This window comes from Parageobacillus sp. KH3-4, from assembly GCF_022846435.1.
Taxonomy (GTDB): domain Bacteria; phylum Bacillota; class Bacilli; order Bacillales; family Anoxybacillaceae; genus Parageobacillus; species Parageobacillus thermoglucosidasius_A.
The window spans coordinates 863,349-887,493 of sequence record NZ_AP025627.1; the positions used below are offsets into that span (position 1 = coordinate 863,349).

Annotated in this window: 21 protein-coding genes; 19 read left to right on the forward strand and 2 right to left on the reverse strand. The window is 45.0% G+C overall.

The window, feature by feature from the left end; translation table 11 throughout:
* Positions 1-10: 10 nt before the first annotated feature.
* The 11 genes from ilvC (at position 11) to yihA (ending at position 14,661) form a co-directional block, all read left to right on the forward strand.
* Entirely contained in the window at positions 11-1,036 is a 1,026-nt protein-coding gene (gene ilvC / locus MWM02_RS04400; protein ID WP_244403026.1) for a ketol-acid reductoisomerase, read from the forward strand.
* Entirely contained in the window at positions 1,023-2,570 is a 1,548-nt protein-coding gene (locus MWM02_RS04405) for a 2-isopropylmalate synthase (protein WP_244403027.1), read from the forward strand. Before ilvC ends, MWM02_RS04405 begins: the two co-directional genes overlap by 14 nt.
* A 16-nt stretch (positions 2,571-2,586) precedes the next feature.
* A complete protein-coding gene (leuB, locus tag MWM02_RS04410; protein WP_064549648.1) occupies positions 2,587-3,702 on the forward strand; it encodes a 3-isopropylmalate dehydrogenase in 1,116 nt (371 codons plus the stop codon).
* Positions 3,703-3,723: 21 nt separating this feature from the next.
* Positions 3,724-5,139, forward strand: coding sequence for a 3-isopropylmalate dehydratase large subunit (gene leuC / locus MWM02_RS04415; protein ID WP_064549649.1), 1,416 nt, complete (start codon positions 3,724-3,726; stop codon positions 5,137-5,139).
* Between the two features lie 12 nt (positions 5,140-5,151).
* Positions 5,152-5,745 carry a 3-isopropylmalate dehydratase small subunit gene (gene leuD, locus MWM02_RS04420; RefSeq protein WP_064549650.1) on the forward strand — a complete coding sequence of 198 codons (594 nt, stop codon included), beginning with the start codon at positions 5,152-5,154 and terminating at the stop codon, positions 5,743-5,745.
* 118 nt (positions 5,746-5,863) lie between these two features.
* Entirely contained in the window at positions 5,864-6,844 is a 981-nt protein-coding gene (locus MWM02_RS04425; protein ID WP_232509482.1) for a tetratricopeptide repeat protein, read from the forward strand.
* Positions 6,845-7,007: 163 nt separating this feature from the next.
* Positions 7,008-8,294, forward strand: a complete 1,287-nt coding sequence (gene tig, locus MWM02_RS04430; protein ID WP_244403028.1) for a trigger factor — start codon at positions 7,008-7,010, stop codon at positions 8,292-8,294.
* A gap of 218 nt (positions 8,295-8,512) precedes the next feature.
* The gene (gene clpX, locus MWM02_RS04435) at positions 8,513-9,775 is read left to right on the forward strand and encodes an ATP-dependent protease ATP-binding subunit ClpX (protein WP_244403029.1); all 1,263 of its coding nucleotides are present in this window, start codon (positions 8,513-8,515) and stop codon (positions 9,773-9,775) included.
* Positions 9,776-9,887: 112 nt separating this feature from the next.
* On the forward strand, positions 9,888-11,558 hold the full coding sequence (lonB, locus tag MWM02_RS04440) for an ATP-dependent protease LonB (RefSeq protein ID WP_064549654.1): 1,671 nt from the start codon (positions 9,888-9,890) through the stop codon (positions 11,556-11,558).
* Positions 11,559-11,746: 188 nt separating this feature from the next.
* Positions 11,747-14,083 carry an endopeptidase La gene (gene lon / locus MWM02_RS04445; protein ID WP_244403030.1) on the forward strand — a complete coding sequence of 779 codons (2,337 nt, stop codon included), beginning with the start codon at positions 11,747-11,749 and terminating at the stop codon, positions 14,081-14,083.
* Positions 14,080-14,661, forward strand: a complete 582-nt coding sequence (gene yihA, locus MWM02_RS04450) for a ribosome biogenesis GTP-binding protein YihA/YsxC (protein WP_064549656.1) — start codon at positions 14,080-14,082, stop codon at positions 14,659-14,661. The genes lon and yihA overlap by 4 nt, the downstream gene beginning before the upstream one ends.
* 47 nt (positions 14,662-14,708) lie before the next feature.
* Here the strand turns inward: yihA and MWM02_RS04455 are convergent, their stop codons facing one another.
* On the reverse strand, positions 14,709-15,194 hold the full coding sequence (locus MWM02_RS04455; protein ID WP_064549657.1) for a LiaI-LiaF-like domain-containing protein: 486 nt from the start codon (positions 15,192-15,194) through the stop codon (positions 14,709-14,711).
* Between the two features lie 169 nt (positions 15,195-15,363).
* On the opposite strand from MWM02_RS04455, the gene hemA reads away from it, so the two are divergent.
* From hemA to ysxE, 8 genes are all read left to right on the forward strand, one after another.
* Positions 15,364-16,698 (forward strand): glutamyl-tRNA reductase, encoded by a 1,335-nt coding sequence (gene hemA, locus MWM02_RS04460; protein WP_244403031.1) that lies wholly within the window; start codon positions 15,364-15,366, stop codon positions 16,696-16,698.
* A 16-nt stretch (positions 16,699-16,714) separates the two neighbouring features.
* A complete protein-coding gene (gene ccsA, locus MWM02_RS04465) occupies positions 16,715-17,548 on the forward strand; it encodes a cytochrome c biogenesis protein (RefSeq protein WP_064549659.1) in 834 nt (277 codons plus the stop codon).
* A 19-nt stretch (positions 17,549-17,567) separates the two neighbouring features.
* On the forward strand, positions 17,568-18,500 hold the full coding sequence (hemC, locus tag MWM02_RS04470; RefSeq protein WP_244403032.1) for a hydroxymethylbilane synthase: 933 nt from the start codon (positions 17,568-17,570) through the stop codon (positions 18,498-18,500).
* Positions 18,500-19,300, forward strand: coding sequence for a uroporphyrinogen-III synthase (locus MWM02_RS04475; RefSeq protein ID WP_064549661.1), 801 nt, complete (start codon positions 18,500-18,502; stop codon positions 19,298-19,300). The genes hemC and MWM02_RS04475 overlap by 1 nt, the downstream gene beginning before the upstream one ends.
* The gene (hemB, locus tag MWM02_RS04480) at positions 19,281-20,258 is read left to right on the forward strand and encodes a porphobilinogen synthase (protein WP_244403033.1); all 978 of its coding nucleotides are present in this window, start codon (positions 19,281-19,283) and stop codon (positions 20,256-20,258) included. The genes MWM02_RS04475 and hemB overlap by 20 nt, the downstream gene beginning before the upstream one ends.
* Before the next feature lie 15 nt (positions 20,259-20,273).
* A complete protein-coding gene (hemL, locus tag MWM02_RS04485; protein ID WP_064549663.1) occupies positions 20,274-21,569 on the forward strand; it encodes a glutamate-1-semialdehyde 2,1-aminomutase in 1,296 nt (431 codons plus the stop codon).
* 125 nt (positions 21,570-21,694) lie between these two features.
* Complete coding sequence (gene spoVID, locus MWM02_RS04490) at positions 21,695-22,885, forward strand: stage VI sporulation protein D (RefSeq protein WP_064549664.1); 1,191 nt, start codon at positions 21,695-21,697, stop codon at positions 22,883-22,885.
* Positions 22,886-22,957: 72 nt separating this feature from the next.
* Positions 22,958-23,968 carry a spore coat protein YsxE gene (ysxE, locus tag MWM02_RS04495; RefSeq protein WP_064550310.1) on the forward strand — a complete coding sequence of 337 codons (1,011 nt, stop codon included), beginning with the start codon at positions 22,958-22,960 and terminating at the stop codon, positions 23,966-23,968.
* Here the strand turns inward: ysxE and MWM02_RS04500 are convergent.
* Positions 23,934-24,122, reverse strand: coding sequence for a hypothetical protein (locus tag MWM02_RS04500; protein ID WP_064549665.1), 189 nt, complete (start codon positions 24,120-24,122; stop codon positions 23,934-23,936). The two genes, ysxE and MWM02_RS04500, sit on opposite strands and share 35 nt — an antisense overlap.
* Between the last annotated feature and the right edge of the window lie 23 nt (positions 24,123-24,145).

Below are 24,145 nucleotides of genomic sequence, written 5' to 3' on the forward strand. Positions count from 1 at the left end.
AGAGAGTGAAATGGCAAAAATTTACTATAACGGAGATGCAAATGAAAAATATTTACAAGGAAAAACAGTGGCAATTATCGGTTACGGTTCACAAGGACATGCACACGCACAAAACCTTCGCGATAGTGGAGTGAGTGTGATTGTGGGGCTTCGTCAAGGAAAATCATGGGAACAAGCGGAAAAAGACGGTTTTGCCGTATATAGTGTTCGCGAAGCAGCAAAACAGGCGGATATCGTCATGATTCTTCTCCCGGATGAAAAACAACCGAACGTATACAAAGAAGAAATCGAGCCGGAGCTTCAGCCGGGGAACGCCTTAGTATTTGCCCATGGATTTAATATTCACTTTAGTCAAATTGTTCCTCCTGAACATGTCGATGTATTTTTAGTTGCACCGAAAGGCCCTGGACATTTAGTGCGCCGTACGTATATGGAAGGAGCCGGCGTGCCTGCATTAATTGCGGTGCATCAAGATGTGACGGGGGCAGCAAAAGAAACGGCGCTTGCGTATGCGAAAGCAATCGGCGCAACAAGAGCGGGAGTGCTTGAAACGACGTTTAAAGAAGAAACAGAAACAGACTTATTCGGCGAGCAGGCGGTATTATGCGGAGGATTAACATCGCTTATTAAAGCTGGGTTTGAAACGCTTGTCGAAGCAGGGTATCAGCCGGAATTGGCCTATTTCGAATGTTTGCATGAAATGAAGCTGATTGTCGACCTTCTGTACGAAGGCGGGCTTTCTTGGATGCGCCATTCTATCTCCGATACGGCGCAATGGGGGGATTTCATTTCCGGGCCACGCATCATCAATGACGCGGTAAAAGCAGAGATGAAAAAAGTACTCCATGATATTCAGACAGGAAAATTTGCAAAAAGCTGGATTTTGGAAAACCAAGCGAACCGTCCGGAGTTTAATGCGATTAATCGCCGCGAGAATGAGCATCTCATTGAAATTGTCGGACGTGAATTACGCAGCATGATGCCGTTTGTGAAAGAAAAACAGAAAGAAGTGGTGGTTTCGAGTGAGAAAAATTAACATTTTTGATACGACGCTGCGCGATGGTGAACAGTCTGCTGGGATCAATTTGAATTTGCAAGAAAAGCTGGAGATTGCCCGCCAGCTTGAACGGCTTGGCGTCGACATCATTGAGGCCGGCTTTCCTGCCGCATCGAAAGGGGATTTCCAAGCGGTAAAACAAATTGCCGAAACGATCAAAACATGCTCTGTTACCGGGCTGTCCCGCTCGGTGCAGAGCGATATTGACGCCGCGTGGGAAGCGTTAAAAGGAGGGGCGGAGCCTCGTCTCCACTTGTTCATCGCCACATCGCCGATCCATATGACGCACAAATTGCGGATGACGCCGGAACAAGTGATTGAAACGGCTGTATCTTCCGTGAAATATGCGAAACGCTATTTTCCGATTGTCCAATGGTCTGCGGAAGATGCCTGCCGCAGCGAGCTTCCTTTCTTGGTAAAAATTATTACGGAGGTGATTAAAGCAGGAGCGACAGTTATCAACATACCAGATACAGTAGGATATATTACTCCGAAAGAGTATGGAAACATTTTCACCTTTTTGATCAATAATGTTCCGAATATTGAAAAAGTTTCTCTATCTGCCCATTGCCATGACGATTTAGGAATGGCGGTTGCCAATTCACTGGCGGCAATCGAGCATGGCGCTACACAAATCGAAGGGACGATTAACGGAATCGGCGAACGCGCAGGAAATGCGGCATTGGAAGAAATCGCTGTCGCGCTTTACATTCGCAAAGATTATTATCAGGCAGAAACGCGCCTGAACCTGCAAGAGATTAAGCGAACGAGCAATTTAGTAAGTAAATTGACAGGCGTGGTTATTCCGCCAAACAAAGCGGTCGTCGGCAAAAATGCCTTCGCGCATGAGTCAGGAATCCACCAAGACGGTGTATTAAAAGAGAAAACAACGTATGAAATTATTTCGCCAGAGCTTGTCGGGGTTCAATCCAACTCGATGGTGCTTGGAAAACATTCCGGACGCCATGCGCTGCGCAATCGTGTCGAAGAACTTGGGTACAAATTATCAGATGAAGAAATTAATAAATTGTTTATTCGGTTTAAAGAACTGGCGGATAAGAAAAAAGATATTACCGATGACGACTTAGTCGCGCTTATTTTTGAAGAAAAATTTGATCACTTTAAAGATTTTTATCAGCTGTCTTCACTTCAAGTTCAGTATGGAACGAACCAAATTCCAACTGCTGTTGTCGTCTTAAAGGACGGACAAGGAAATGAAATTCAAGAAGCGGCGACGGGATCGGGAAGTGTTGAAGCGTTGTATAACACGCTAGAACGTTGCTTTAAAACGCCGGTTACGTTGCTTGACTATCGGATTGAATCGGTCAGCGGCGGACGCGATGCGCTTGCGCAAGTGTTTGTGAAAGTGCGGGTGAACGACATCGAAACAAGTGGGCGCGGCACGGCGCAGGACGTGCTTGAAGCATCGGCAAAAGCCTATATTAACGCTGTTAACCGTGTATTTATGATCGAAACGATGCGTGCGGAAAATCAAAAAGTTGCGATGCAATAAAACGGAGGGAAACGGCATGGGAAGCTATCGGATTGCTGTATTGCCGGGTGATGGAATCGGAAAAGAAGTGACGAGCGGAGCTGTAGAAATTTTAAAAGCGATCGAAACGCGATTTGGGCATCAGTTTGCGTTCAAATACGGGCTTATTGGCGGAGAGGCAATTGATCAAAAAGGAACGCCGCTTCCTGATGAAACGCTTGCCGTCTGCCGCGAAAGTGACGCGGTGTTGCTTGGGGCGGTCGGCGGTCCAAAATGGGATCGCAATCCCGCGCATTTGCGCCCGGAAAAGGGTTTATTGCAAATTCGCAAAGAGATGAATTTATTTGCCAATTTGCGGCCGGTAAAGTTTTACGACAGTTTAACTGATTCGTCTCCTTTAAAGGAGGAAGTCATACAAGGGGTCGATTTGCTAATCGTTCGCGAGCTGACAGGAGGACTATATTTTGGAAAACCGAGCGGACGGATGGTGGAAAACGGGGAAGAAAAAGCGGTAGATACGCTTCTATATAAAAAGGAAGAAATTAAGCGAATTGTAAAAGCGGCGTTTGAACTTGCGCGCAAACGGAAGAGAAAAGTGACGTCTGTCGATAAAGCGAATGTGCTCGAATCGAGCAGAATGTGGCGGGAAGTCGCTGAAGAGATAGCACAAGATTTTCCGGATGTAACGCTTGAGCATATGCTTGTCGATAATGCGGCAATGCAGCTGATTCGCTCTCCGCAACAGTTTGATGTTATTGTTACGGAAAACATGTTTGGCGACATTTTAAGCGATGAAGCGTCGATGTTGACAGGATCCCTTGGCATGCTGCCATCGGCGAGTTTATCAACATCGGGGCCTAGTTTATATGAACCGATTCACGGGTCTGCTCCGGATATCGCGGGACAAAATAAAGCAAATCCGATTGCGGCAATTTTATCGGTGGCGATGATGCTTCGGCTATCCTTTGGACTTTCAAAAGAGGCAGATACGATTGAAAAAGCGGTTCAGCACGTATTGGCGGCTGGATTGCGAACGGCAGATATTGCCCAAAAAGGGCAACGGGTCGTTTCCACTGATGAAATGGTAAATGAAATTAAAGCAGCGATTTTAGACAATGAAGCAATTTCACACATAATGACTGTTTACGCATAAAAGGAATGAGAGGTGAAAGTAGTGAAACCGAAAACGATTATTGAAAAAATTTGGGAAAATCATGTCGTATACCGCGAAGAAGGAAAACCAGATTTGCTTTATATTGATTTACATTTAGTGCACGAAGTCACCTCTCCGCAAGCGTTTGAAGGATTGCGGCAAAAAGGTCGGAAAGTGCGCCGCCCTGATTTAACATTCGCGACGATGGACCATAACGTTCCGACAGTGAACCGTTTTGTGATTGAAGACGAAGTAGCGAGAAACCAAATTGCGGCATTGGAGCGAAACTGCCGGGAATTTTCGATTCCGCTAGCTGATTTACATAGCGAAGAACAAGGAATTGTCCACGTGATCGGCCCAGAGCTTGGTTTAACGCAACCGGGAAAAACGATTGTTTGCGGAGACAGCCATACGTCGACACATGGCGCGTTTGGAGCGCTCGCGTTTGGAATTGGAACGAGCGAAGTGGAACACGTGCTTGCGACGCAGACGCTATGGCAGCATAAACCAAAAACGCTGCAAATCCGCATTGACGGCAAATTGGGAGAAGGAGTTACGGCAAAAGACGTGATTTTGGCGATTATTGGGCGTTACGGAGTTGATGTCGGCACCGGATATATCATCGAATTTACTGGCGAAGTCATTCGCAATATGTCGATGGAAGAAAGAATGACGATTTGCAACATGTCGATTGAAGCGGGCGCCCGTGCCGGTTTAGTGAGCCCGGATGAGACGACGTTTGCCTATTTGCGAGGCCGCAAATATGCGCCAAAAGGAGAAGAGTTTGAAAAAGCGGTAGAGCGCTGGCGGGCACTTGCCACAGACGAAGGGGCGGAATACGATAAAACGATTGAGATCGATGCGGCAACGATCGCGCCAATGGTGACATGGGGAACAAACCCATCGATGAGCACCTCGGTCGATGGAACGGTGCCCCATCCAGAAGCTTTTTCGAGCGAAACAGAGCAAAAGGCGGTACGGCGCGCCTTGGAATATATGGGCTTGAAACCTGGCACGCCGATTACGGAAATTCCAGTGCAGCACGTTTTCATTGGTTCCTGTACGAACTCCCGCATCAGCGATTTGCGTGAAGCCGCGAAAATTGTCAAAGGAAAGAAAGTAGCGAAAGGCGTGCGTGCGCTTGTTGTTCCGGGGTCGCAACAAGTGAAAAAACAAGCGGAAGAAGAAGGATTGGCGCAAATTTTTATCGATGCGGGATTCGAATGGCGCGATTCTGGCTGTAGCGCATGTTTAGGAATGAATCCGGACATTATCCCGGAAGGAGAACATTGTGCTTCCACATCGAACCGAAATTTTGAAGGCCGGCAAGGAAAGGGAGCAAGAACGCATTTAGTGAGCCCGGCGATGGCTGCTGCTGCCGCCATTTATGGACATTTTGTCGATGTTCGAAAATTGCAGAAAGAGCCGGTCCATTAAGGAGGGAAACGAATGAAGCCATTTACTGTTCATAAAGGCAAAGTGGCGGGAATCGACCGTGCCAACATCGATACAGACCAAATTATTCCAAAACAATTTTTAAAACGAATTGAGCGTACAGGGTTTGGCAAGTTTCTCTTTTACGACTGGCGCTACATCGATGGGGAAAAACCGAATCCTGATTTTGAATTAAACCGGCCAGAAAACGAAGGAGCGACCATTCTCGTCGCCAATGAAAATTTTGGCTGCGGGTCATCGCGCGAACATGCGCCATGGGCGCTGCAGGATTATGGGTTTCAAGCGATTATCGCTCCGTCATTTGCCGATATTTTTTATAACAACTGCCTAAAAAACGGATTATTGCCAATTCGTTTGGCCAAGCAGGATGTCGAATATTTGTTGCGAGAGAGCGCTAAAGCGGATTATGAACTAACTATTTCTTTAGAAGATCAACGTGTGTACGATGATAACGGATTTGAACGGACGTTTGACATTGATCCATACCGAAAGCAGCTGCTTTTAAAAGGTTGGGATGAAATCGATTTAACGTTCGTTTATGAACCGTATATTGCAGAGTATGAAAAAAAGCATTGCCCATTGTCATAAATAGCAAGGAAGCCGTTCCGCCGCAACTGCTGGAACGGCTTCTTTTCTGATTATTTTGCTTGTATTTTGTAAGAAAACTTGCTACACTTGTTTCAAAATTTTCATGGGGCGTGCGAATATGGAGCGGAAAAATGAAAAAATTATTTTGTTTCCTCGCACTAAGGAACGCCTTGTTGAAGAGGGGATAAAAGCGTTACAGGCAAAGCGATATCATGAAGCGCTTCGTTTTTTTCACGAGGCGGAACAGCTTGGCGAGCACAGTTTTCATGTAAAACTTAGCATTGTCGTTTGCTTTTGTGAATTAGGCGAATTTTCTGAGGCTGAGCATCGCTGTCGAATGCTGCTTCGAGAAAACGGAGAAGATGTAGAACTTTTGCAAATGTATTTATCGATCTTGATGCAGCTGCGGCGATACGAGCAAGCTGAAACTGTAATACGTCAGGCGTTGCGCCGGCATTCTCTTCCGTCTGCGGTCAGAGAGCATTTGTTGCGCTTGCTTCATTTCAGCCGACAGATGAACGAACGCCGCCTGCCGTCTGCCGAACAAGATAGTGTTCAGCAGCTGCTTTCGTCAAGCGATATTACTGAGCATATGAAAGTGATCAAGCGGTTAGAAAACGAAGATATTACTCCTGTTCTCTTTATCTTGAAACAATATTTGCTGAACAAAGCAAATAATCCGATAACAAAAACGATGGTTTTACGCTTGCTTACGTCAAAAAATGTATCTGATGTTGTAACGGTCGAAAAGTTTGGAAAAACAATGGAAGTCATACCGGCAAAGTTGAACGAGCGTTCACAAACAACGTTTGCCTTAAACGTTTTGCGACAATTGGAAAATAAGTTAGCAAGCAAAAATCCAAGCTTATATGAAGTGGCTGTAGATATTTGGCTACGTTATACGTATATTCTTTATCCATTTTTACCAGATCCTGCTTCACTTGACGAGTGGGTCGCGGCGCTTCATCTCGCTGCCTGCCAATTTCAAGGAATGCGAACAACTTCGGAAAAAATTGCCCATATGTACCATGTTCAGGCCCGAGACATTGACTTTCTTTGCAAAAAACTTTACGAAGCTGAGAAAATTTCCTACTTTTGATTATTCCGTTCGTATTGAAACATCATCGTTCTATGTTATAATATAATGGTTGTATTGCGTATATATTTTTACGTTTTCACTACATATATGGAAATAATAAAAAGATAATGAAAAAATAGAGAGATTTTCATTATCTTAACGATTTTTAGTTGGAGGGAATATTATGTCAGTAAAATGGGAAAAGCTTGAAGGACATGAAGGCGTTCTTACTGTCGAAGTGGACGCGGAAAAAGTAAATGAAGGACTGGATGCGGCGTTTAAAAAAGTAGTGAAAAACATCACTGTTCCAGGATTCCGCAAAGGAAAAGTACCGCGCGTTATTTTTGAAAAACGCTTTGGGGTAGAAGCGCTATATCAAGATGCACTGGATATTTTATTGCCGGAAGCGTATGCAAAGGCAGTGGAAGAAGCGGGAATTGAACCTGTTGATGTTCCAAAAATTGACATTGAGCAAATGGAAAAAGGAAAAAGCCTTATTTTTACAGCAAGAGTGACAGTAAAACCGGAAGTGAAACTTGGGCAATATAAAGGGTTAGAAGTAGAAAAAATGGATGCTACCGTTACAGAGGAAGATGTGGAAAACGAATTGAAACGTCTTCAAGAAAACTACGCGGAGCTTGTCGTAAAGGAAGACGGTAAAATCGAAAAAGGCGATACAGCGGTGATCGATTTCGAAGGTTTTGTGGATGGCAAGCCGTTTGAAGGAGGAAAAGCGGAAAATTACTCGCTTGAAATCGGCTCCGGCGTATTCATTCCAGGGTTTGAAGATCAATTGGTCGGCATGAAAGCAGGAGAAGAAAAAGAAATTGAAGTGACGTTCCCTGAAGAATACCATGCAAAAGAATTAGCAGGTAAACCTGCGACATTTAAAGTCAAAGTACATGAAGTAAAAGCAAAACAGCTTCCAGCATTGGATGATGAATTCGCCAAAGACGTCGATGATGAAGTGGAAACATTGGAGCAATTAAAAGAAAAAATCCGCGCAAGACTTGAAGAAACGAAAAAGAATGAAGCGGAAACGGCGCTTCGTGACGCGGTTGTCGAAAAGGCAGCGGAAAACGCGGAAATTGATATTCCAGAAGTAATGGTGAAAAACGAAACAGACCGCATGTTGCGCGAATTTGATCAACGTTTGCAAATGCAAGGTTTAAACCTTGACCTTTATTATCAATTCTCTGGCCAAGATGAAGCGGCATTGCGTGAACAAATGAAAGAGGACGCGGAAAAACGCGTTCGTGTTGCGCTAACATTAGAAGCGATTGCAAAAGCAGAAAATATTGAAGTAACGGAAGAAGAAGTGAATGAAGAACTAGAAAAAATGGCAAAAACGTACAATCTGGAAATAGAAAAATTAAAAGAGCTATTAGGAAATCTTGAAGGCGTCAAAGAAGATTTGAAATGGCGAAAAACGATCGATTTCCTTGTAGAGCACAGCAAAGTTGCGGCATAATATATAAGGAACAAGGCGCGAGTGTTCGTGCCTTGTTCTTTCATAACAAAAAGTGAGTGTGATGAAGAATTTTCTAATTTTTCTAACGCGTTATATTTTTTATTGGTCTTTTGGAGATCATTTATGATAAAATGACCAATACATAAGTTTGTCGGCAAAGTTTTGTGGAAGTGAATAAAATACATATAAGTTGTGCTATATGGCAAGGGGTGAAGATGATGTTTAAATTTAATGATGAAAAAGGGCAGTTAAAGTGTTCATTTTGCGGAAAAACGCAAGATCAAGTCCGCAAGCTCGTTGCTGGTCCCGGTGTATACATATGCGATGAATGCATCGAGCTATGCACGGAGATTGTGGAAGAAGAGTTAGGAAATGAAGAGGAATTTGAATTTAAAGATATTCCGAAGCCGAAAGAAATTCGCGAAATTTTAGATGAATATGTCATCGGCCAAGATGAAGCGAAAAAATCGTTAGCAGTCGCCGTTTACAATCATTATAAACGGATTAATTCCGGCAGTAAAATCGATGATGTCGAATTATCGAAAAGCAACATTTTAATGATTGGGCCGACAGGAAGCGGAAAAACACTGCTTGCGCAAACATTGGCGCGCATTTTAAATGTGCCGTTTGCGATTGCCGACGCGACATCGCTTACGGAAGCAGGGTACGTCGGGGAAGATGTGGAAAACATTTTGCTCAAGCTTATTCAGGCAGCAGATTATGATGTGGAACGGGCGGAAAAAGGAATTATTTATATCGATGAAATCGATAAAATCGCCCGTAAATCGGAAAACCCGTCGATTACGCGCGATGTATCTGGCGAAGGCGTACAGCAGGCGTTATTAAAAATTTTAGAGGGAACGATTGCGAGTGTCCCGCCTCAAGGCGGCCGCAAACATCCGCATCAAGAGTTTATCCAAATTGACACGACGAACATTTTGTTTATTTGCGGCGGTGCGTTTGATGGAATTGAACCGATTATTAAACGCCGTTTAGGGAAAAAAGTAATCGGTTTCGGCGCAGATATCCAGCAGTCGGAAGTAGACGAGAAGAATTTATTGTCCAAAGTGCTTCCAGAAGATTTATTAAAGTTTGGGCTCATTCCGGAGTTTATTGGCCGCCTTCCGGTTATCACCACGTTAGAGCCGCTTGATGAGCAGGCGCTTGTAGATATATTAACGAAACCAAAAAACGCGATTGTGAAACAATATCAAAAAATGCTCGAACTCGACGGGGTCGAGCTTGAATTTGAAAAAGAAGCGCTGCGCGAAATTGCGAAAAAAGCAATTGAACGCAAAACAGGAGCGCGCGGTCTTCGCTCGATCATTGAAGGAATTATGCTCGATGTCATGTTCGAGCTTCCATCTCGCGAAGATGTGCAAAAATGTATTATTACTGTAGAGACGGTCCGCGGCAATGAACCGCCAAAACTCATTCGCCATGACGGAACCGTAGTGGAGGGACGGAAAACGTCCGCGTAATATTCTTAGCAGGAACTGCCTTATAAAAGGCGGTTTCTTTTTTGTTTATTCCTGCCTTTTCACGGAGATACTATCATACTACATACTATTGGAAGGCAGGAGGATTTCAGAAATGAACTGGACAAACGTTGTGCTATTGATACAACTGTTTTTCGGGATTATTATCGGTCTTTATTTTTGGAATTTGCTTAAGAACCAGCGAATCCAAAAAGTGTCGATCGATAAGGAATCGCGAAAAGAAATGGAGCAATTGCGGAAACTTCGATCCATTTCGTTAACGGAACCGCTGGCGGAAAAAGTAAGGCCGAAAAGTTTTGACGATATTGTCGGCCAAGAAGATGGAATCAAGGCGCTAAAGGCGGCGCTATGCGGCCCAAACCCGCAGCATGTCATTATTTACGGACCTCCTGGCGTTGGAAAAACAGCTGCGGCTCGTCTTGTGTTGGAAGAGGCGAAAAAAAACCCGCTTTCTCCTTTTAAAAAGAATGCCGCATTTGTTGAATTAGATGCAACGACAGCGCGGTTTGACGAACGCGGAATCGCCGATCCGTTAATCGGATCTGTGCATGATCCCATTTATCAAGGGGCTGGAGCGATGGGGCAAGCGGGTATTCCGCAGCCAAAGCAAGGAGCGGTAACGAATGCGCACGGTGGGATTTTATTTATTGATGAAATTGGGGAGCTTCATCCGATTCAAATGAATAAATTGCTGAAAGTGCTTGAAGACCGAAAAGTATTTTTTGAAAGTGCCTATTATAGCAAGGAAAATCCGCAAATTCCAAGCCACATTCATGATATTTTCCAAAATGGGCTTCCTGCAGATTTCCGGCTTGTTGGCGCGACGACGAGAACGCCGAACGAAATTCCTCCGGCTATTCGCTCGCGATGTTTGGAAGTGTTTTTCCGCGAGCTCGACCAAGATGAAATTGCGCTCATCGCGAAAAAAGCAGCGGACAAAATACGTTTAAAAGTATCGGAAAATGGGATTCGCATTCTTGCGTCTTATGCACGAAACGGGCGGGAAGCGGTGAACATCATGCAAATTGCCGCGGGAATCGCTATTTCCGAAAACCGTGAAACGATTTTAGATAAAGATATTGAATGGGTGATCCACTCCAGTCAACTGTCACCGCGGCATGAAAAGAAAATCGCAGGAAAACCGTCGGTCGGGATGGTGAACGGTCTGGCGGTATGCGGACCGAATACGGGAACGATTTTGGAAATTGAAGTGGCTGCATTGCCGGCAAAAGAAAAAGGAACTGTTCACATTACTGGCATCGTCGAAGAGGAAAGGATTGGAACTCAGGAAAAATCAATTCGCCGCAAAAGCATGGCAAAGGGTTCCATTGAAAATGTCATCACTGTATTGCGCACGATGGGAGTACCTGCGGACCGTTATGATATTCATGTGAATTTTCCTGGAGGCATTCCAATCGATGGCCCGTCCGCGGGAGTGGCGATAGCAACCGGAATTTATTCGGCGATTTATCAAATACCTGTCGATTGTATGACAGCGATGACAGGGGAAATCAGCATTCACGGTTATGTCAAGCCGGTGGGCGGAATTTTTCCAAAAGTAAAAGCGGCGAAACAGGCGGGAGCAAAAAAAGTGATCGTTCCGTTAGAAAATATGCAAGCCATTTTACGAGAAATGAAAGAGATCGAGATTATTCCGGTCCGGCGTTTAGATGAAGTGTTTGCTATTGTATTCGGAAAAAATTTTATCCAGCACGACAGTGTCATCCCAGCCGCTACCGATTGCTCCAAAACAAAATCCATATAGTGTAGCGGTCGATACGACTTCGACGAAATAAAAAACGTGTCGAAGTCGATTTTTCTTTGTATTATTTTGTATTATGTATTCATAAGCGAGATTGCTGTCCGTTTCACCCCATAGATGCATTCCTTTTGCGTCGTGGAATTTTACAAACAGGGCTGCCGTGCTATACAATAGACGAATAGAAGCGAGATATGGAGGTGTTCGCGGTGAAAAAGAAAGAGCTGATCGTTCCCCTCTTGCCGCTAAGAGGATTGCTTGTTTTTCCAACGATGGTGTTGCATCTAGATGTAGGGCGAGAAAAATCGGTGAGGGCGCTTGAAAAAGCGATGGTAGAAGATCATATCATTTTGTTGACATCGCAAAAAGATGTTTCCATTGATGAGCCCGATATGGATGATTTATATAAAATGGGGACACTTGCGCGCGTAAAACAATTGCTTAAACTTCCAAACGGAACATTTCGCGTGTTGGTGGAAGGAATTGCGCGGGCGATCATCACTGAGATAGTAAGTGAAGAACCGCATTTTATGGTAAAAGTAGAAAAGTTTGTGGACCGTGCGGTGAAAGATTTAGAAGATGAAGCGCTGAAACGGACGATGCTTGAATATTTTGAACAATACATAAACTTATCGAAAAGATTGTCCGCTGATATTTATGCTTCGATTGCGGATATTGACGAACCGGGGCGGATGGCGGATATTATCGCTTCCCATTTGCCGCTGAAGCTTGAAGAAAAACAACGCATTCTCGAAATGATCGATGTGAAAGAACGCGTCCATAAGATTATTCAAATTCTTCACAATGAAAAAGAAGTACTGCAGCTTGAGAAAAAGATTAGCATGCGCGTCAAGCAATCGATGGAGCGCACACAAAAAGAATACTATTTGCGCGAACAAATGAAGGCGATTCAAAAGGAACTCGGTGAAAAAGAAGGAAAAGCGGGAGAAGTCGAGACATTAAAAGAAAAAATTGAAGCGGCCGGGATGCCGAGCCATGTGAAAGAAACGGCGCTCAAAGAGCTTGACCGTTATGAAAAAATTCCGGCGACATCGGCGGAAAGCGCGGTGATTCGCAATTATTTAGACTGGCTCATTGCGCTTCCTTGGTCAACGCAAACGGAAGATATTCACGATATTAAACGGGCGGAAGCCATATTAAACGAAGAACATTACGGCTTGGAAAAAGTAAAAGAGCGCGTGCTCGAATTTCTATCTGTGCAGCAATTAACAAAATCGCTAAAAGGCCCGATTCTTTGCTTGGCGGGCCCGCCGGGAGTCGGGAAAACGTCGCTTGCCCGTTCGATTGCCAAATCTCTTAACCGCCGCTTCGTCCGCATTTCGCTGGGAGGCGTCCGCGATGAATCGGAAATTCGCGGCCACCGTCGCACATATGTCGGCGCGATGCCAGGGCGCATCATTCAAGGGATGAAAAAAGCAGGAACGATTAATCCGGTATTTTTATTGGATGAAATTGATAAAATGTCGAGCGATTTTCGCGGCGATCCGTCCGCGGCGCTTCTGGAAGTGCTGGATCCGGAGCAAAACCATGCGTTTAGCGACCATTATATTGAAGAACCGTACGATTTATCGAAAGTGATGTTTATTGCGACGGCAAATAATTTAGCGACAATTCCGCAACCGCTTTTGGATCGTATGGAAATTATTACAATCCCAGGCTATACCGAAGTCGAAAAGCTACAAATCGCTAAACGCCATTTGCTTCCAAAACAGCTAAAGGAACATGGACTAAAAAAATCAGCGCTGCAAATACGCGATGACGCGATGATGAGCATTATTCGCTATTATACAAGGGAAGCGGGTGTGCGCGAATTGGAGCGGCAGCTCGCCGCGATTTGCCGAAAAGCGGCGCGGCTCATCGTTTCCGAGGAGAAAAAACGCGTCATCATTACCGAGAAAAATGTTGAGGAATTTTTAGGAAAGAGAAAATACCGCTACGGTCAAGTAGAATTAGAAGATCAAGTCGGCGTGGCGACAGGGCTTGCCTACACGGCTTTTGGCGGCGACACCCTGTCCATTGAAGTATCGCTCGCTCCAGGAAAAGGAAAGCTTGTATTAACAGGAAAATTAGGCGATGTCATGAAAGAATCGGCGCAAGCGGCGTTTAGCTACGTCCGTTCTCGCGCTGAACAGCTTGGAATTGACCCGGAATTTCATGAAAAATACGATATTCATATTCACGTACCGGAAGGAGCGGTTCCGAAAGACGGGCCATCGGCTGGGATTACGATTGCGACAGCGCTTATTTCCGCATTGACAGACCGCCCGGTAAGCCGCTTCGTTGGCATGACGGGAGAAATTACATTGCGCGGTCGCGTGCTTCCGATTGGAGGATTAAAAGAAAAAACGTTAAGCGCCCATCGCGCCGGCTTGAAAAAAGTGATTTTGCCGAAGGACAATGAAAAAGACTTAGACGATATTCCGGATGTGGTGAAAAAGGATTTACAATTTGTGCTCGTTTCCCATTTAGATGAAGTATTACAACATGCATTGGTAGGGGATCAACAATGAACGTGACAAAAGCAGAAATCGTCATCAGCGCGGTGAAGCCGGAACAATATCCGGACGGCTTGCTGCCGGAATTCGCGTTAGCCGGTCGTTCCAATGTCGGCAAATCTTCCTTTATTAATAAAATGATTAACCGAAAAAATTTAGCGCGTACTTCGTCTAAGCCGGGGAAAACGCAAACGTTAAACTTTTACTTAATTAATGAATCGTTGTACTTTGTCGATGTGCCGGGATATGGATTTGCGAAGGTTTCAAAGAAAGAGCGGGAAGCATGGGGGAAAATGATGGAAACGTATTTTACGACAAGAGAACAGCTGCGGGCAGTAGTACTGCTCGTTGACTTGCGCCATCCGCCAACGAAAGACGATGTGATGATGTATGAGTTTTTGAAGCATTACGAAATTCCCACGATCATTGTTGCAACAAAAGCCGATAAAGTTCCAAAAGGAAAATGGCAAAAACATCAAAAAGTTGTGCGCGAAACGCTGAATATCGTTGATGGAGACGAATTGATCGTATTTTCGGCGGAGACAGGGCAAGGAAAAGAAGAAGCGTGGGCGGCGCTAGAACGATTTCTTTAAGCGAAAAAACACCAGCAGAAAGGCGGCTGGTGTTTTTTTTGCATGGATTATTTTCGTTTTATCAATAATATGTATATACCAACAATGATTAGTCCAAACGGCCAAAATTTCCAAACGGATGAAATGCTCGTTTCTACGATGTGAAACAAATGTGAAAACCGTTCAGAAAACAGCAGGATAAAGGCTAATGCTAGAAAAAATATGCTTTGGCCGAGCCCATTTTTTGTTTTCCGAGAGCTAAAGAAAAACGCGATGGCAATGATGAGAAAAAACACGCCAACATGGTTTGGCCAGCGTTTGAACCAGCTTGCAAGTAAAAAATGGAGACCAAATCCAAACAACACGATCCCAGGGAAAATGTGCTGGTATTCGCGTGCCGAGTATGCCTGTGCGATCAACGCGGTGCCAAAAACGATAAGCAACGCAGGCCAATCTTGAAAGAAACGCAGCGGTGGGAGATGAAGTTGGTTTGCTAAAAAATAAACGCCAAGTCCAACAAGAATAATGCCAGAAAACGTCGTTTGTTTCTTCATCGGTTCCTCCCGTTTTTCGACAAACTTTTTTTGTGATACAATGATACTGTATAAAGTTTATCATATGCTTTCTATCGTGTTCACACTTTTTTCAACAAAGAAAAAAGATACATGTGCTATAATAGAAAAAGACGTTGATTGTACTTGTTTATAAGGGGGTATAAAGGAAGTGCATATTGTTGTTGTTGGCGTAAACTACAAAACGACCCCTGTTGAAATCCGTGAAAAACTTGCGTTTAGTGAGTCGGAATTGGTCGATGCGATGAAACAATTGCAGCAGCAAAAAAGCGTTTTGGAAAATGTGATTGTTTCTACGTGCAATCGTACCGAAGTTTACGCGGTCGTTGATCAGCTGCATACCGGTCGTTATTATATAAAATCATTTTTAGCGAATTGGTTTCACATGGATGCCGATGCGCTTACGCCGTATTTAAACATATTGGAAAACGAAGCGGCGGTGGAACATTTATTCCGTGTTGCTTCCGGTTTGGATTCCATGATTTTAGGGGAAACGCAAATTTTAGGGCAAGTCAAATCAAGCTATCTTCTTGCCCAAAAAGAGGGAACAATTGGCACGATATTTAATCAGCTATTTAAGCAGGCAGTCACATTCGCAAAGCGCGCCCATTCCGAAACAGAAATCGGTGCGAACGCGGTGTCGGTAAGCTACGCGGCGGTCGAGCTTGCCAAAAAGATTTTTGGCGATTTATCTTCGAAACACGTTTTAATTATCGGCGCTGGGAAAATGGGAGAATTAGCCGTGCAAAATTTATATGGCAGTGGCGTAAAAACAGTAACGGTCGTCAACCGAACACTCGGAAAAGCAGAGAAGCTGGCGAAAAAGTTTTCTGGAACGGCAAGATCGCTTTGCGAACTGTCTTGTGCGCTTTTAGAAGCGGACATTGTCATTAGCTCTACTGGGGCAAAAGATTATATTATCACGAAGGAAATGATGGTTCATGTCGAGAAAATGCGGAAAGGGCGTCCGCTATTTATGGTTGATATCGCTGTCCCGCGCGATTTAGATCCGGCGCTTGCCGAGCTAGAAAGCGTCTTTTTATATGATATTGACGATTTGGAAGGAATCGTGCAAGCGAATTTAGAAGAACGCAAAAAAGCAGCAGCGCAAATCGAGCGCATGATCGAAACAGAACTTGCCGCCTTCCAACAATGGCTTCATACGCTTGGCGTTGTGCCTGTTATCGCTGCGCTTCGTGAAAAAGCGCTGGCGATTCAAGCGGAGACGATGCAAAGCATTGAGCGGAAATTGCCGCATTTATCGGAACGTGACCGGAAAGTGTTGAACAAACATACAAAAAGCATCATTAATCAATTGCTGCGCGATCCGATTTTACGCGCGAAAGAGCTGGCGGCAGAGCCAAATGCCGAAGAAGCGTTGCAATTGTTTATGAAAATTTTCAATATCGAAGATGCCGTAAAAGCGCAAAAGCAAGCGAAAACAACGGATGGTCAACGCGTCGCTATGCCGTCTCTACAGTCATAAGAGAGGATTTAGGCATATGTTAGAGATAACCATGACCCGGTTATATGAGCTGTCTATTCTTTTGTACGTGTTGTCTATACTTCTATACTTTATTGATTTTCTCCAGCGTAACCGGAAGGCGAACCAAGTCGCTTTCTGGTTACTTTCTATTGTTTGGATGTTGCAAACGTTTTTTTTCTTGTTCCGTATTGCGCAGACGGGGCGTTTCCCAATTTTAACGATGTCGGAAGGTCTTTATTTTTACGCATGGTTGCTCATTACGTTGTCCCTTGTCATTAACCGGTTGCTTCGCGTTGATTTTATCGTCTTTTTTACGAACGTGCTAGCGTTTTTAATTTTAGCGATTCATACGTTCGCGCCGAACCATCATCAATCGCCGGCTGTCGCCGAAAAACTCATTTCCGAATTGTTGATGATTCATATTACAATGGCATTGTTAGCCTATGCGGCATTTTCGCTTTCGTTTATTTTTTCGGTGCTGTATATGCTTCAATACAGCTTGTTGAAACGGAAAAAATGGGGAGAGCGGTTATGGCGGATGGCTGATTTAACGAAGTTAGATTTTATGTCGTACGTTTTAAATTTAATCGGATTGCCTATGTTGTTATTAGGATTAATTCTTGGAGTGATCTGGGCATACATCAAATTGGAGCATTTTCACTGGTATGACGTAAAAGTGTTAGGCTCGTTTATTGTGCTTGTAGTGTATAGCATCTATTTTTATAAGCGCGTCGTCCAGCAAGTGCAAGGAAAAACGATTGCGCTATGGAATATTGGCTCGTTTTTATTTTTATTGGTAAACTTTCTCTTATTCGGTAGTTTATCGAAGTTTCATTTTTGGTATTCGTAGCCTTAGTGGAGGATGGAAGATGAGAAAAGTAATCGTTGGCTCGCGGCGCAGCAAACTTGCGCTCACCCAGACGAACTGGGTCATTGAACGGCTTCGGCAATTGGGGGCGCCGTTTGAGTTTGAAGTAAAAGAAATTGTTACGAAAGGCGATAAAATTATTGATGTAACGCTGTCAAAAGTCGGCGGCAAAGGATTGTTCGTCAAAGAGATTGAGCATGCGATGCTAAACAACGAGATTGATATGGCCGTCCATAGCATGAAAGACATGCCCGCTGTGTTGCCTGATGGCCTGATCATCGGCTGCGTGCCGCCGCGTGAGGATCATCGTGATGTATTGATTAGCAAAAACAAAGAAACGCTTGCGGACCTTCCAAGCGGAGCGGTCGTTGGGACAAGCAGTTTGCGCCGTTCCGCGCAAATATTGGCGAAGCGGCCAGATTTAACGATCAAATGGATTCGCGGCAACATCGACACGAGGATTGCGAAGCTGCAAACCGAAAATTATGACGCCATTGTTCTTGCGGCGGCTGGATTGGTGCGCATGGGCTGGGCAAGCGATGTCATCACGGAATATTTATCGACAGACGTATGCCTTCCTGCCGTTGGACAAGGGGCGCTGGCGGTGGAATGCCGCGAAAGTGACGAAGAATTGCGGGAGTGGCTGCAAAAATTAAACGACATCGATACTGAGCGGTCTGTTTATGCGGAACGTGCATTTTTGCGGCAACTGGAAGGCGGCTGTCAAGTGCCGATTGCCGGCTATGCGCATGTCGATAATCGAAATGACATCGTATTAACCGCGCTTGTCGCCTCACCTGATGGAAAAGAGCTGTATAAAGAAACGGTAAGCGGATCAGATCCGGAAAACGTCGGAACGACCGCTGCGAAATTGTTAATAAAGCGTGGGGCGAAAGCGTTAATCGATCGCGCCAAAGAGGAGATGAATCGGTAATGGCAAGCGGTCCGTTGTCGGGAAAAACGGTGCTTGTGACACGGGAAAAAGAACAGGCAAAAGCGTTTTCCGAAAAGCTGCGTGAAGCCGGAGCGATCCCGATAGAAGTTCCGCTTATTGCGATTTCCCCTTCTTCCCATCGTGAAGAGATCGAGCGGTGCGCACGTCAGCTTTCTGATTATGATTGGCTCATTTTCACAAGCGCGAACGGCGTGCGTTTTTTCTTCCCGTTTGTCAAAAAGAAAGCGCTGCTTCCAAAAGTAGCGGTCGTCGGCAAAAAAACAGCGGCAGCGTTAAAAGCGCATGGCGTTTCTCCTGCCGTCGTCCCTGATGAATTTGTTGCCGAAGGCGTCATCGAGGCGCTAAAACCGCTTGTAAAGCCGCATGATCGCGTTCTTTTAGTCAAAGGAAATTTGGCAAGGACGGTATTGCGGGACGCACTAATCGACATGGGAGCAGACGTAACGGACCTTATTGTATATAAAACGTCGATGAACGAAGCGGGAAAAGAACAATTGCTATGTTTGCTCCGGGAAAAAAAACTCGATGTAATTACGTTTACAAGCTCTTCGACCGTACAAAGCTTTATGCGGATGGTGGAAGGAGAAGATACCGCTTCATTGCTTGACGGCTGCGCAATCGCCTGCATCGGACCGATTACGAAGGAGATGGCGGAAAAAGCGGGGCTTTCCGTGCATATTTGTCCAAACGAGTATACCATTGATGCTATGATTAAAGAGATGGAGACATATTTTGCAAAATGTGCTGGAGGGAAAATGAATGGAAACGTTACGATTTGATCGCCATCGCCGTTTGCGGCAGACCGCAAATTTGCGGGCGATGGTGCGGGAAACGCATCTTCATGTAGACGATCTTATTTATCCGATCTTTGTTGTCGAAGGAAGCGGGGTAAAAAGAGAAGTGCCATCGATGCCCGGAATATACCAATTTTCGCTTGACCGTTTAAATGAAGAAATGGACGAAGTCGTCCAGCTCGGCATTAAATCGTTGATCGTCTTTGGCGTGCCAGCGGAAAAAGATGAAGTCGGCTCACAGGCATATTGCGAGCATGGCATCGTCCAGCGGGCGATCCGCCAAATGAAAGAAAATTATCCGGATATCGTCGTCATCGCCGATACATGTTTGTGCGAATATACGAGCCATGGGCATTGCGGCGTTGTCGAAAATGAACAAGTATTAAACGATCCATCGCTGGAATTGCTGGTGAAAACGGCTGTCAGCCAAGCGAAAGCGGGAGCGGATATTATCGCGCCTTCCAATATGATGGACGGCTTTGTCGCGGCGATCCGCCGTGGACTCGATGAAGCCGGATTTATAAACGTACCGATTATGTCGTATGCGATTAAATATGCGTCCGCGTTTTACGGTCCGTTTCGTGACGCTGCGGATAGCGCGCCGCAATTTGGCGATCGGAAAACATATCAAATGGATCCGGCAAACCGCCGCGAAGCGTTCCGGGAAGCAGAATCGGATGTGCGCGAAGGCGCTGACTTTTTAATGGTGAAACCAGCGCTGTCTTATTTAGATATTATCCGCGATATCAAAAACCATTTCCATCTTCCTATCGTTGCTTATAACGTGAGCGGGGAATATTCGATGGTCAAAGCGGCAGCGCAAAACGGCTGGATTAACGAAAAAGACATTGTCATGGAAATGCTGATTAGCATGAAACGGGCCGGCGCCGATTTGATCATGACCTATTTTGCCAAAGATGCAGCGCGTTGGTTAAACGAGTAGAAAGGAGAGCGACATATGCGAAGCTATGAACGTTCAAAAGCTGCGTATGAAGAGGCAGTTCGCCTGTTGCCGGGCGGTGTCAACAGCCCGGTGCGCGCGTTTAAATCCGTCCATATGACGCCGATCTTTATGGCGCGCGGCAAAGGGTCAAAAATTTATGATATCGACGGCAATGAATATATCGATTATGTGTTGTCGTGGGGGCCGCTTATTTTAGGTCATGCGAATCCGCGCGTTGTCGAGGCGTTGAAAAAAGTGACGGAAAACGGCACGAGCTTTGGCGCACCGACGTTGATCGAAAACGAGTTGGCGAAATTGGTAGTTGAGCGGGTGCCATCCATCGAAATCGTCCGCATGGTGAATTCCGGAACAGAAGCGACGATGAGTGCGCTTCGGTTAGCACGCGGCTACACGGGGCGCAATAAAATTTTGAAGTTTGAAGGATGCTATCACGGCCATGGCGACTCGCTGCTCATTAAAGCCGGTTCTGGAGTGGCGACACTTGGATTGCCGGACAGCCCTGGTGTTCCGGAAGCGTTGGCGCAGCATACGATCACGGTTCCTTACAACGATTTAGAAAGCGTCAAATACGCATTTGAACGGTTTGGCGAAGATATCGCCGCGGTCATCGTCGAGCCGGTTGCCGGCAATATGGGCGTCGTTCCGCCAGTTCCGGGCTTTTTGCAAGGATTGAGAGACATTACGAAACAGTATGGCGCGCTCCTTATTTTCGATGAAGTGATGACGGGCTTCCGCGTTGACTACCATTGCGCGCAAGGGTATTTCGGCATTGAACCGGATTTGACGTGCCTTGGAAAAGTCATCGGCGGCGGGCTTCCGGTCGGAGCGTACGGCGGAAAAGCGGAAATTATGGAAAAAGTCGCGCCGAGCGGTCCAATTTATCAAGCGGGAACGCTATCGGGAAACCCACTTGCTATGACGGCTGGGTATGAAACGTTAATTCAGCTGACTCCGGAAACATACGAACAATTCCGCAAAAAAGCGGATCGATTGGAAGAAGGGTTGCGCAAAGCGGCAGAAAAATACGAAATCCCGCATACGATTAACCGCGCTGGTTCGATGATCGGCTTCTTCTTTACAAACGAAAACGTGATCAACTATGAAAAAGCAAAGACGTCCAATTTGGACATGTTTGCGACATATTACCGCGAAATGGCGGAACAAGGAATTTTCCTTCCTCCGTCGCAATTTGAAGGATTATTTTTATCTACAGAACATACGGATGAAGATATTGAAAAAACAATCGCCGCGGCAGAGCGCGCGTTTGCGAAAATTCGCGAAGGAAAGTAAAAGAGAACGGGCTGTCCAACTTTATGGACAGCCCGATTTTTTATTCATATTGCCCATTTGTCTTTCATACAATGGATAATGTCATAGAAAAATTTGGCGGAAGGGGACGGAAGGAGGAGTTACGGTTGGAGCAATCGCATTTGCGTTTTTCCCTTGAGGAATCGATTTGGTTTAAAAAAGGACAGGAAGTCGCCGAATTTCTTTCGATTTCTCTCGACCCGGTCATTTCGGTTGATGAATATGAACAGTATGTTACGATTCGCGGAGCATTAGAATTGACCGGAGAGTACCGGATGGCGGAAGAAGAAAGCGGCGAGGCTCCTTTCGACTTTACGGGCCATCGCTTTGTTCAGCACGTTTCCACGCGCGAAGACGGCATTAGCGAATTATCGCATCGTTTTCCGATCGATATTACGATCCCGAAAAACCGCATTCCACATTTAGAAGATGTGTATGTGATGGTAGAATCATTCGATTATGACTTGGACGAAAATGGAAGGTTGTTGGTGACAGCAGATATTTCCATCAGCGGGATTAGCGAAGCGCCGCTTGATGAACCTTATGAACCTTCGCTAGTAGAGGAAGAAGAACCGTTGTTTGAACCGTTTGAAGTGGTTGCGCGCAAAGAAGTGTATGAAGAAGAACAAAGAAAACACCAATTGGAAGAAGAGGAATCTTTTGTTTCTGACCACGCACTGCAGGAACAAAATGAAGAACAAGCACAAGAAGCAGCGGTTTTCCATCGCGAAGAAACAAAGCAGGAAGAAGAAAAAGTCGTGCCGCTAAATAACGATGAACAGCCGGAAGAAACTGTCGAGCGGCTAGAAAAACAGAAACAAAAAGAAGAAACAGCCGCACAGCCGGAAAAACCGGAAGAAAAAACAGTCGCACAGCTCGAAGAAAATGTAAAAGAAAACGTAGAAGAGAATGTAGAAGAGAATGTAGAAGAAAATGAAGCGTTAGGAGTAGAAGAAGAAAACGTTGTCCCGCAACAAGATGCAAAGGTATCGATTGGGTCCATGAAAGAAAACGATGATGATGAAATGGAAGAAGAAATAGATGAAAACGAAAAACCAAAAGTAAAGAGTGAAAATACATTGTACTTAACGAAACTATTTGCGAAGAATCAAGAAGAGGAATTTACAAAAGTAAAAATTTGTATCGTTCAGCAAGGAGATTCGTTGGACAAGATCGCCGAACGGTACGATGTCACCGTCCAACAGCTATTGCGCGTCAACCAATTGGAAAACGTGGAAGAAATCCATGAAGGGCAATTGTTATATATACCGGCACTGGCGGGAAGCCGCTCTTCGTAGTGAGGGAAAGCATGATTCCTCACTTCTTTTTATGAAGGGGGGGGAGTTTTGTTGAATAGAGAACGCATGGAGATGTACGTGCCCGTTTTGCGGCAATACGGGCTTAAACCGTTCCGCGTGGATCACTATGGAAAAGTAAAAAAAGTATATACCAATGTTGGCACATTTGCTTTAAAAGAAATAACGAACGCCCAAGAAATAGCGGCCATTCAGCAATCGTATATTTTTTGCGGGCAACAATCGGTTCCGCTTTATTTGACAAGACAAGGTCTTCCATTTGCGACGCATGGACGGTATTATTATTTAATGCCGTGGGTTTCGTCCGCCGAGAAACAAGAAGCACGCAAACATGTCCGTTCTTTTTTTCGCGATCTCGCACATTTGCATCAAAAGTCGTTAAAACAATTGGACGTTAATGAGGAAGAGATCAAAAATTACTATGAGAATAAAAAAAGAGAGTGGGGAAGGCAGCGTTCCTTTTTGCAATCATATGTGGAAAAGTGTGAAAATGCGTGGTATATGTCCCCGTTTCAACTGCAATGCTGCACATATTTTCATGAAACAATGCAAGCGTACTCATTCGCGGAAACGGAAATGGAGAAATGGTATGAAACAATCAAAGAGACAAAAAAATGGAGAATCGCTTGGATTCACGGGAAAGCGCGGCTTTCGCATTATATAGTGCTGGAAAACGGACACCGTTATTTTTTTAGTTGGGAACGCGCCGGTTGGAACTTTCCGCTTTTCGATGTCATCGTGGCGCTTCGCCATCATATGCGCACATTTCCGCCGATCGGTGATGAATGGGTGGAAGGAGTTGAAGAATACGAAAAAGCATTATCTTTGTCGGAAGAAGAACGGTCCTTTTTTTTCAGCCATCTCGCGCAACCACATTTTTTGTACCACTGCGTTTATGAATACGCGACAAAACGGCAACATGAAAAAAGCGAACGGGAATATGTTTCCGAATTGCAGCGTCGTTACTTTACCATGAAAAACATTGAACATGCTATCATGCACCTTATACAGCGAAAAGTGGAAGAAGAAGCTAAAGCCACTCCAGATGAAACGCCACCGCGATAAGGATGAGAATCGCTAACAAAATAACGTCAAATGTCGTCGGAAAAAAAATCGTGCGGACCGCTTGAAAAATCGTAATCGGAATGATCACTTGCGCGCAAATGGCGCGAATTTGCCGAAGCCATGGCGGCCATGAATAATAGTTAAATCGTTTCATGGAGCAATTTCCCCTTTTTTGGA

Coding starts and splice junctions, on each gene's coding strand:
- leuD (WP_064549650.1), top strand. CDS start 5,152: ATGAAGCCATTTACTGTTCATAAAGGCAAAGTGGCGGGAATCGACCGT.
- ysxE (WP_064550310.1), top strand. CDS start 22,958: ATGTACGTGCCCGTTTTGCGGCAATACGGGCTTAAACCGTTCCGCGTG.
- tig (WP_244403028.1), top strand. CDS start 7,008: ATGTCAGTAAAATGGGAAAAGCTTGAAGGACATGAAGGCGTTCTTACT.
- yihA (WP_064549656.1), top strand. CDS start 14,080: ATGAACGTGACAAAAGCAGAAATCGTCATCAGCGCGGTGAAGCCGGAA.
- hemB (WP_244403033.1), top strand. CDS start 19,281: ATGGAAACGTTACGATTTGATCGCCATCGCCGTTTGCGGCAGACCGCA.
- MWM02_RS04425 (WP_232509482.1), top strand. CDS start 5,864: ATGGAGCGGAAAAATGAAAAAATTATTTTGTTTCCTCGCACTAAGGAA.
- clpX (WP_244403029.1), top strand. CDS start 8,513: ATGTTTAAATTTAATGATGAAAAAGGGCAGTTAAAGTGTTCATTTTGC.
- hemL (WP_064549663.1), top strand. CDS start 20,274: ATGCGAAGCTATGAACGTTCAAAAGCTGCGTATGAAGAGGCAGTTCGC.
- MWM02_RS04500 (WP_064549665.1), bottom strand. CDS start 24,122: ATGAAACGATTTAACTATTATTCATGGCCGCCATGGCTTCGGCAAATT.
- ilvC (WP_244403026.1), top strand. CDS start 11: ATGGCAAAAATTTACTATAACGGAGATGCAAATGAAAAATATTTACAA.
- ccsA (WP_064549659.1), top strand. CDS start 16,715: ATGTTAGAGATAACCATGACCCGGTTATATGAGCTGTCTATTCTTTTG.
- MWM02_RS04475 (WP_064549661.1), top strand. CDS start 18,500: ATGGCAAGCGGTCCGTTGTCGGGAAAAACGGTGCTTGTGACACGGGAA.
- lon (WP_244403030.1), top strand. CDS start 11,747: ATGGAGGTGTTCGCGGTGAAAAAGAAAGAGCTGATCGTTCCCCTCTTG.
- lonB (WP_064549654.1), top strand. CDS start 9,888: ATGAACTGGACAAACGTTGTGCTATTGATACAACTGTTTTTCGGGATT.
- leuB (WP_064549648.1), top strand. CDS start 2,587: ATGGGAAGCTATCGGATTGCTGTATTGCCGGGTGATGGAATCGGAAAA.
- MWM02_RS04455 (WP_064549657.1), bottom strand. CDS start 15,194: ATGAAGAAACAAACGACGTTTTCTGGCATTATTCTTGTTGGACTTGGC.
- hemC (WP_244403032.1), top strand. CDS start 17,568: ATGAGAAAAGTAATCGTTGGCTCGCGGCGCAGCAAACTTGCGCTCACC.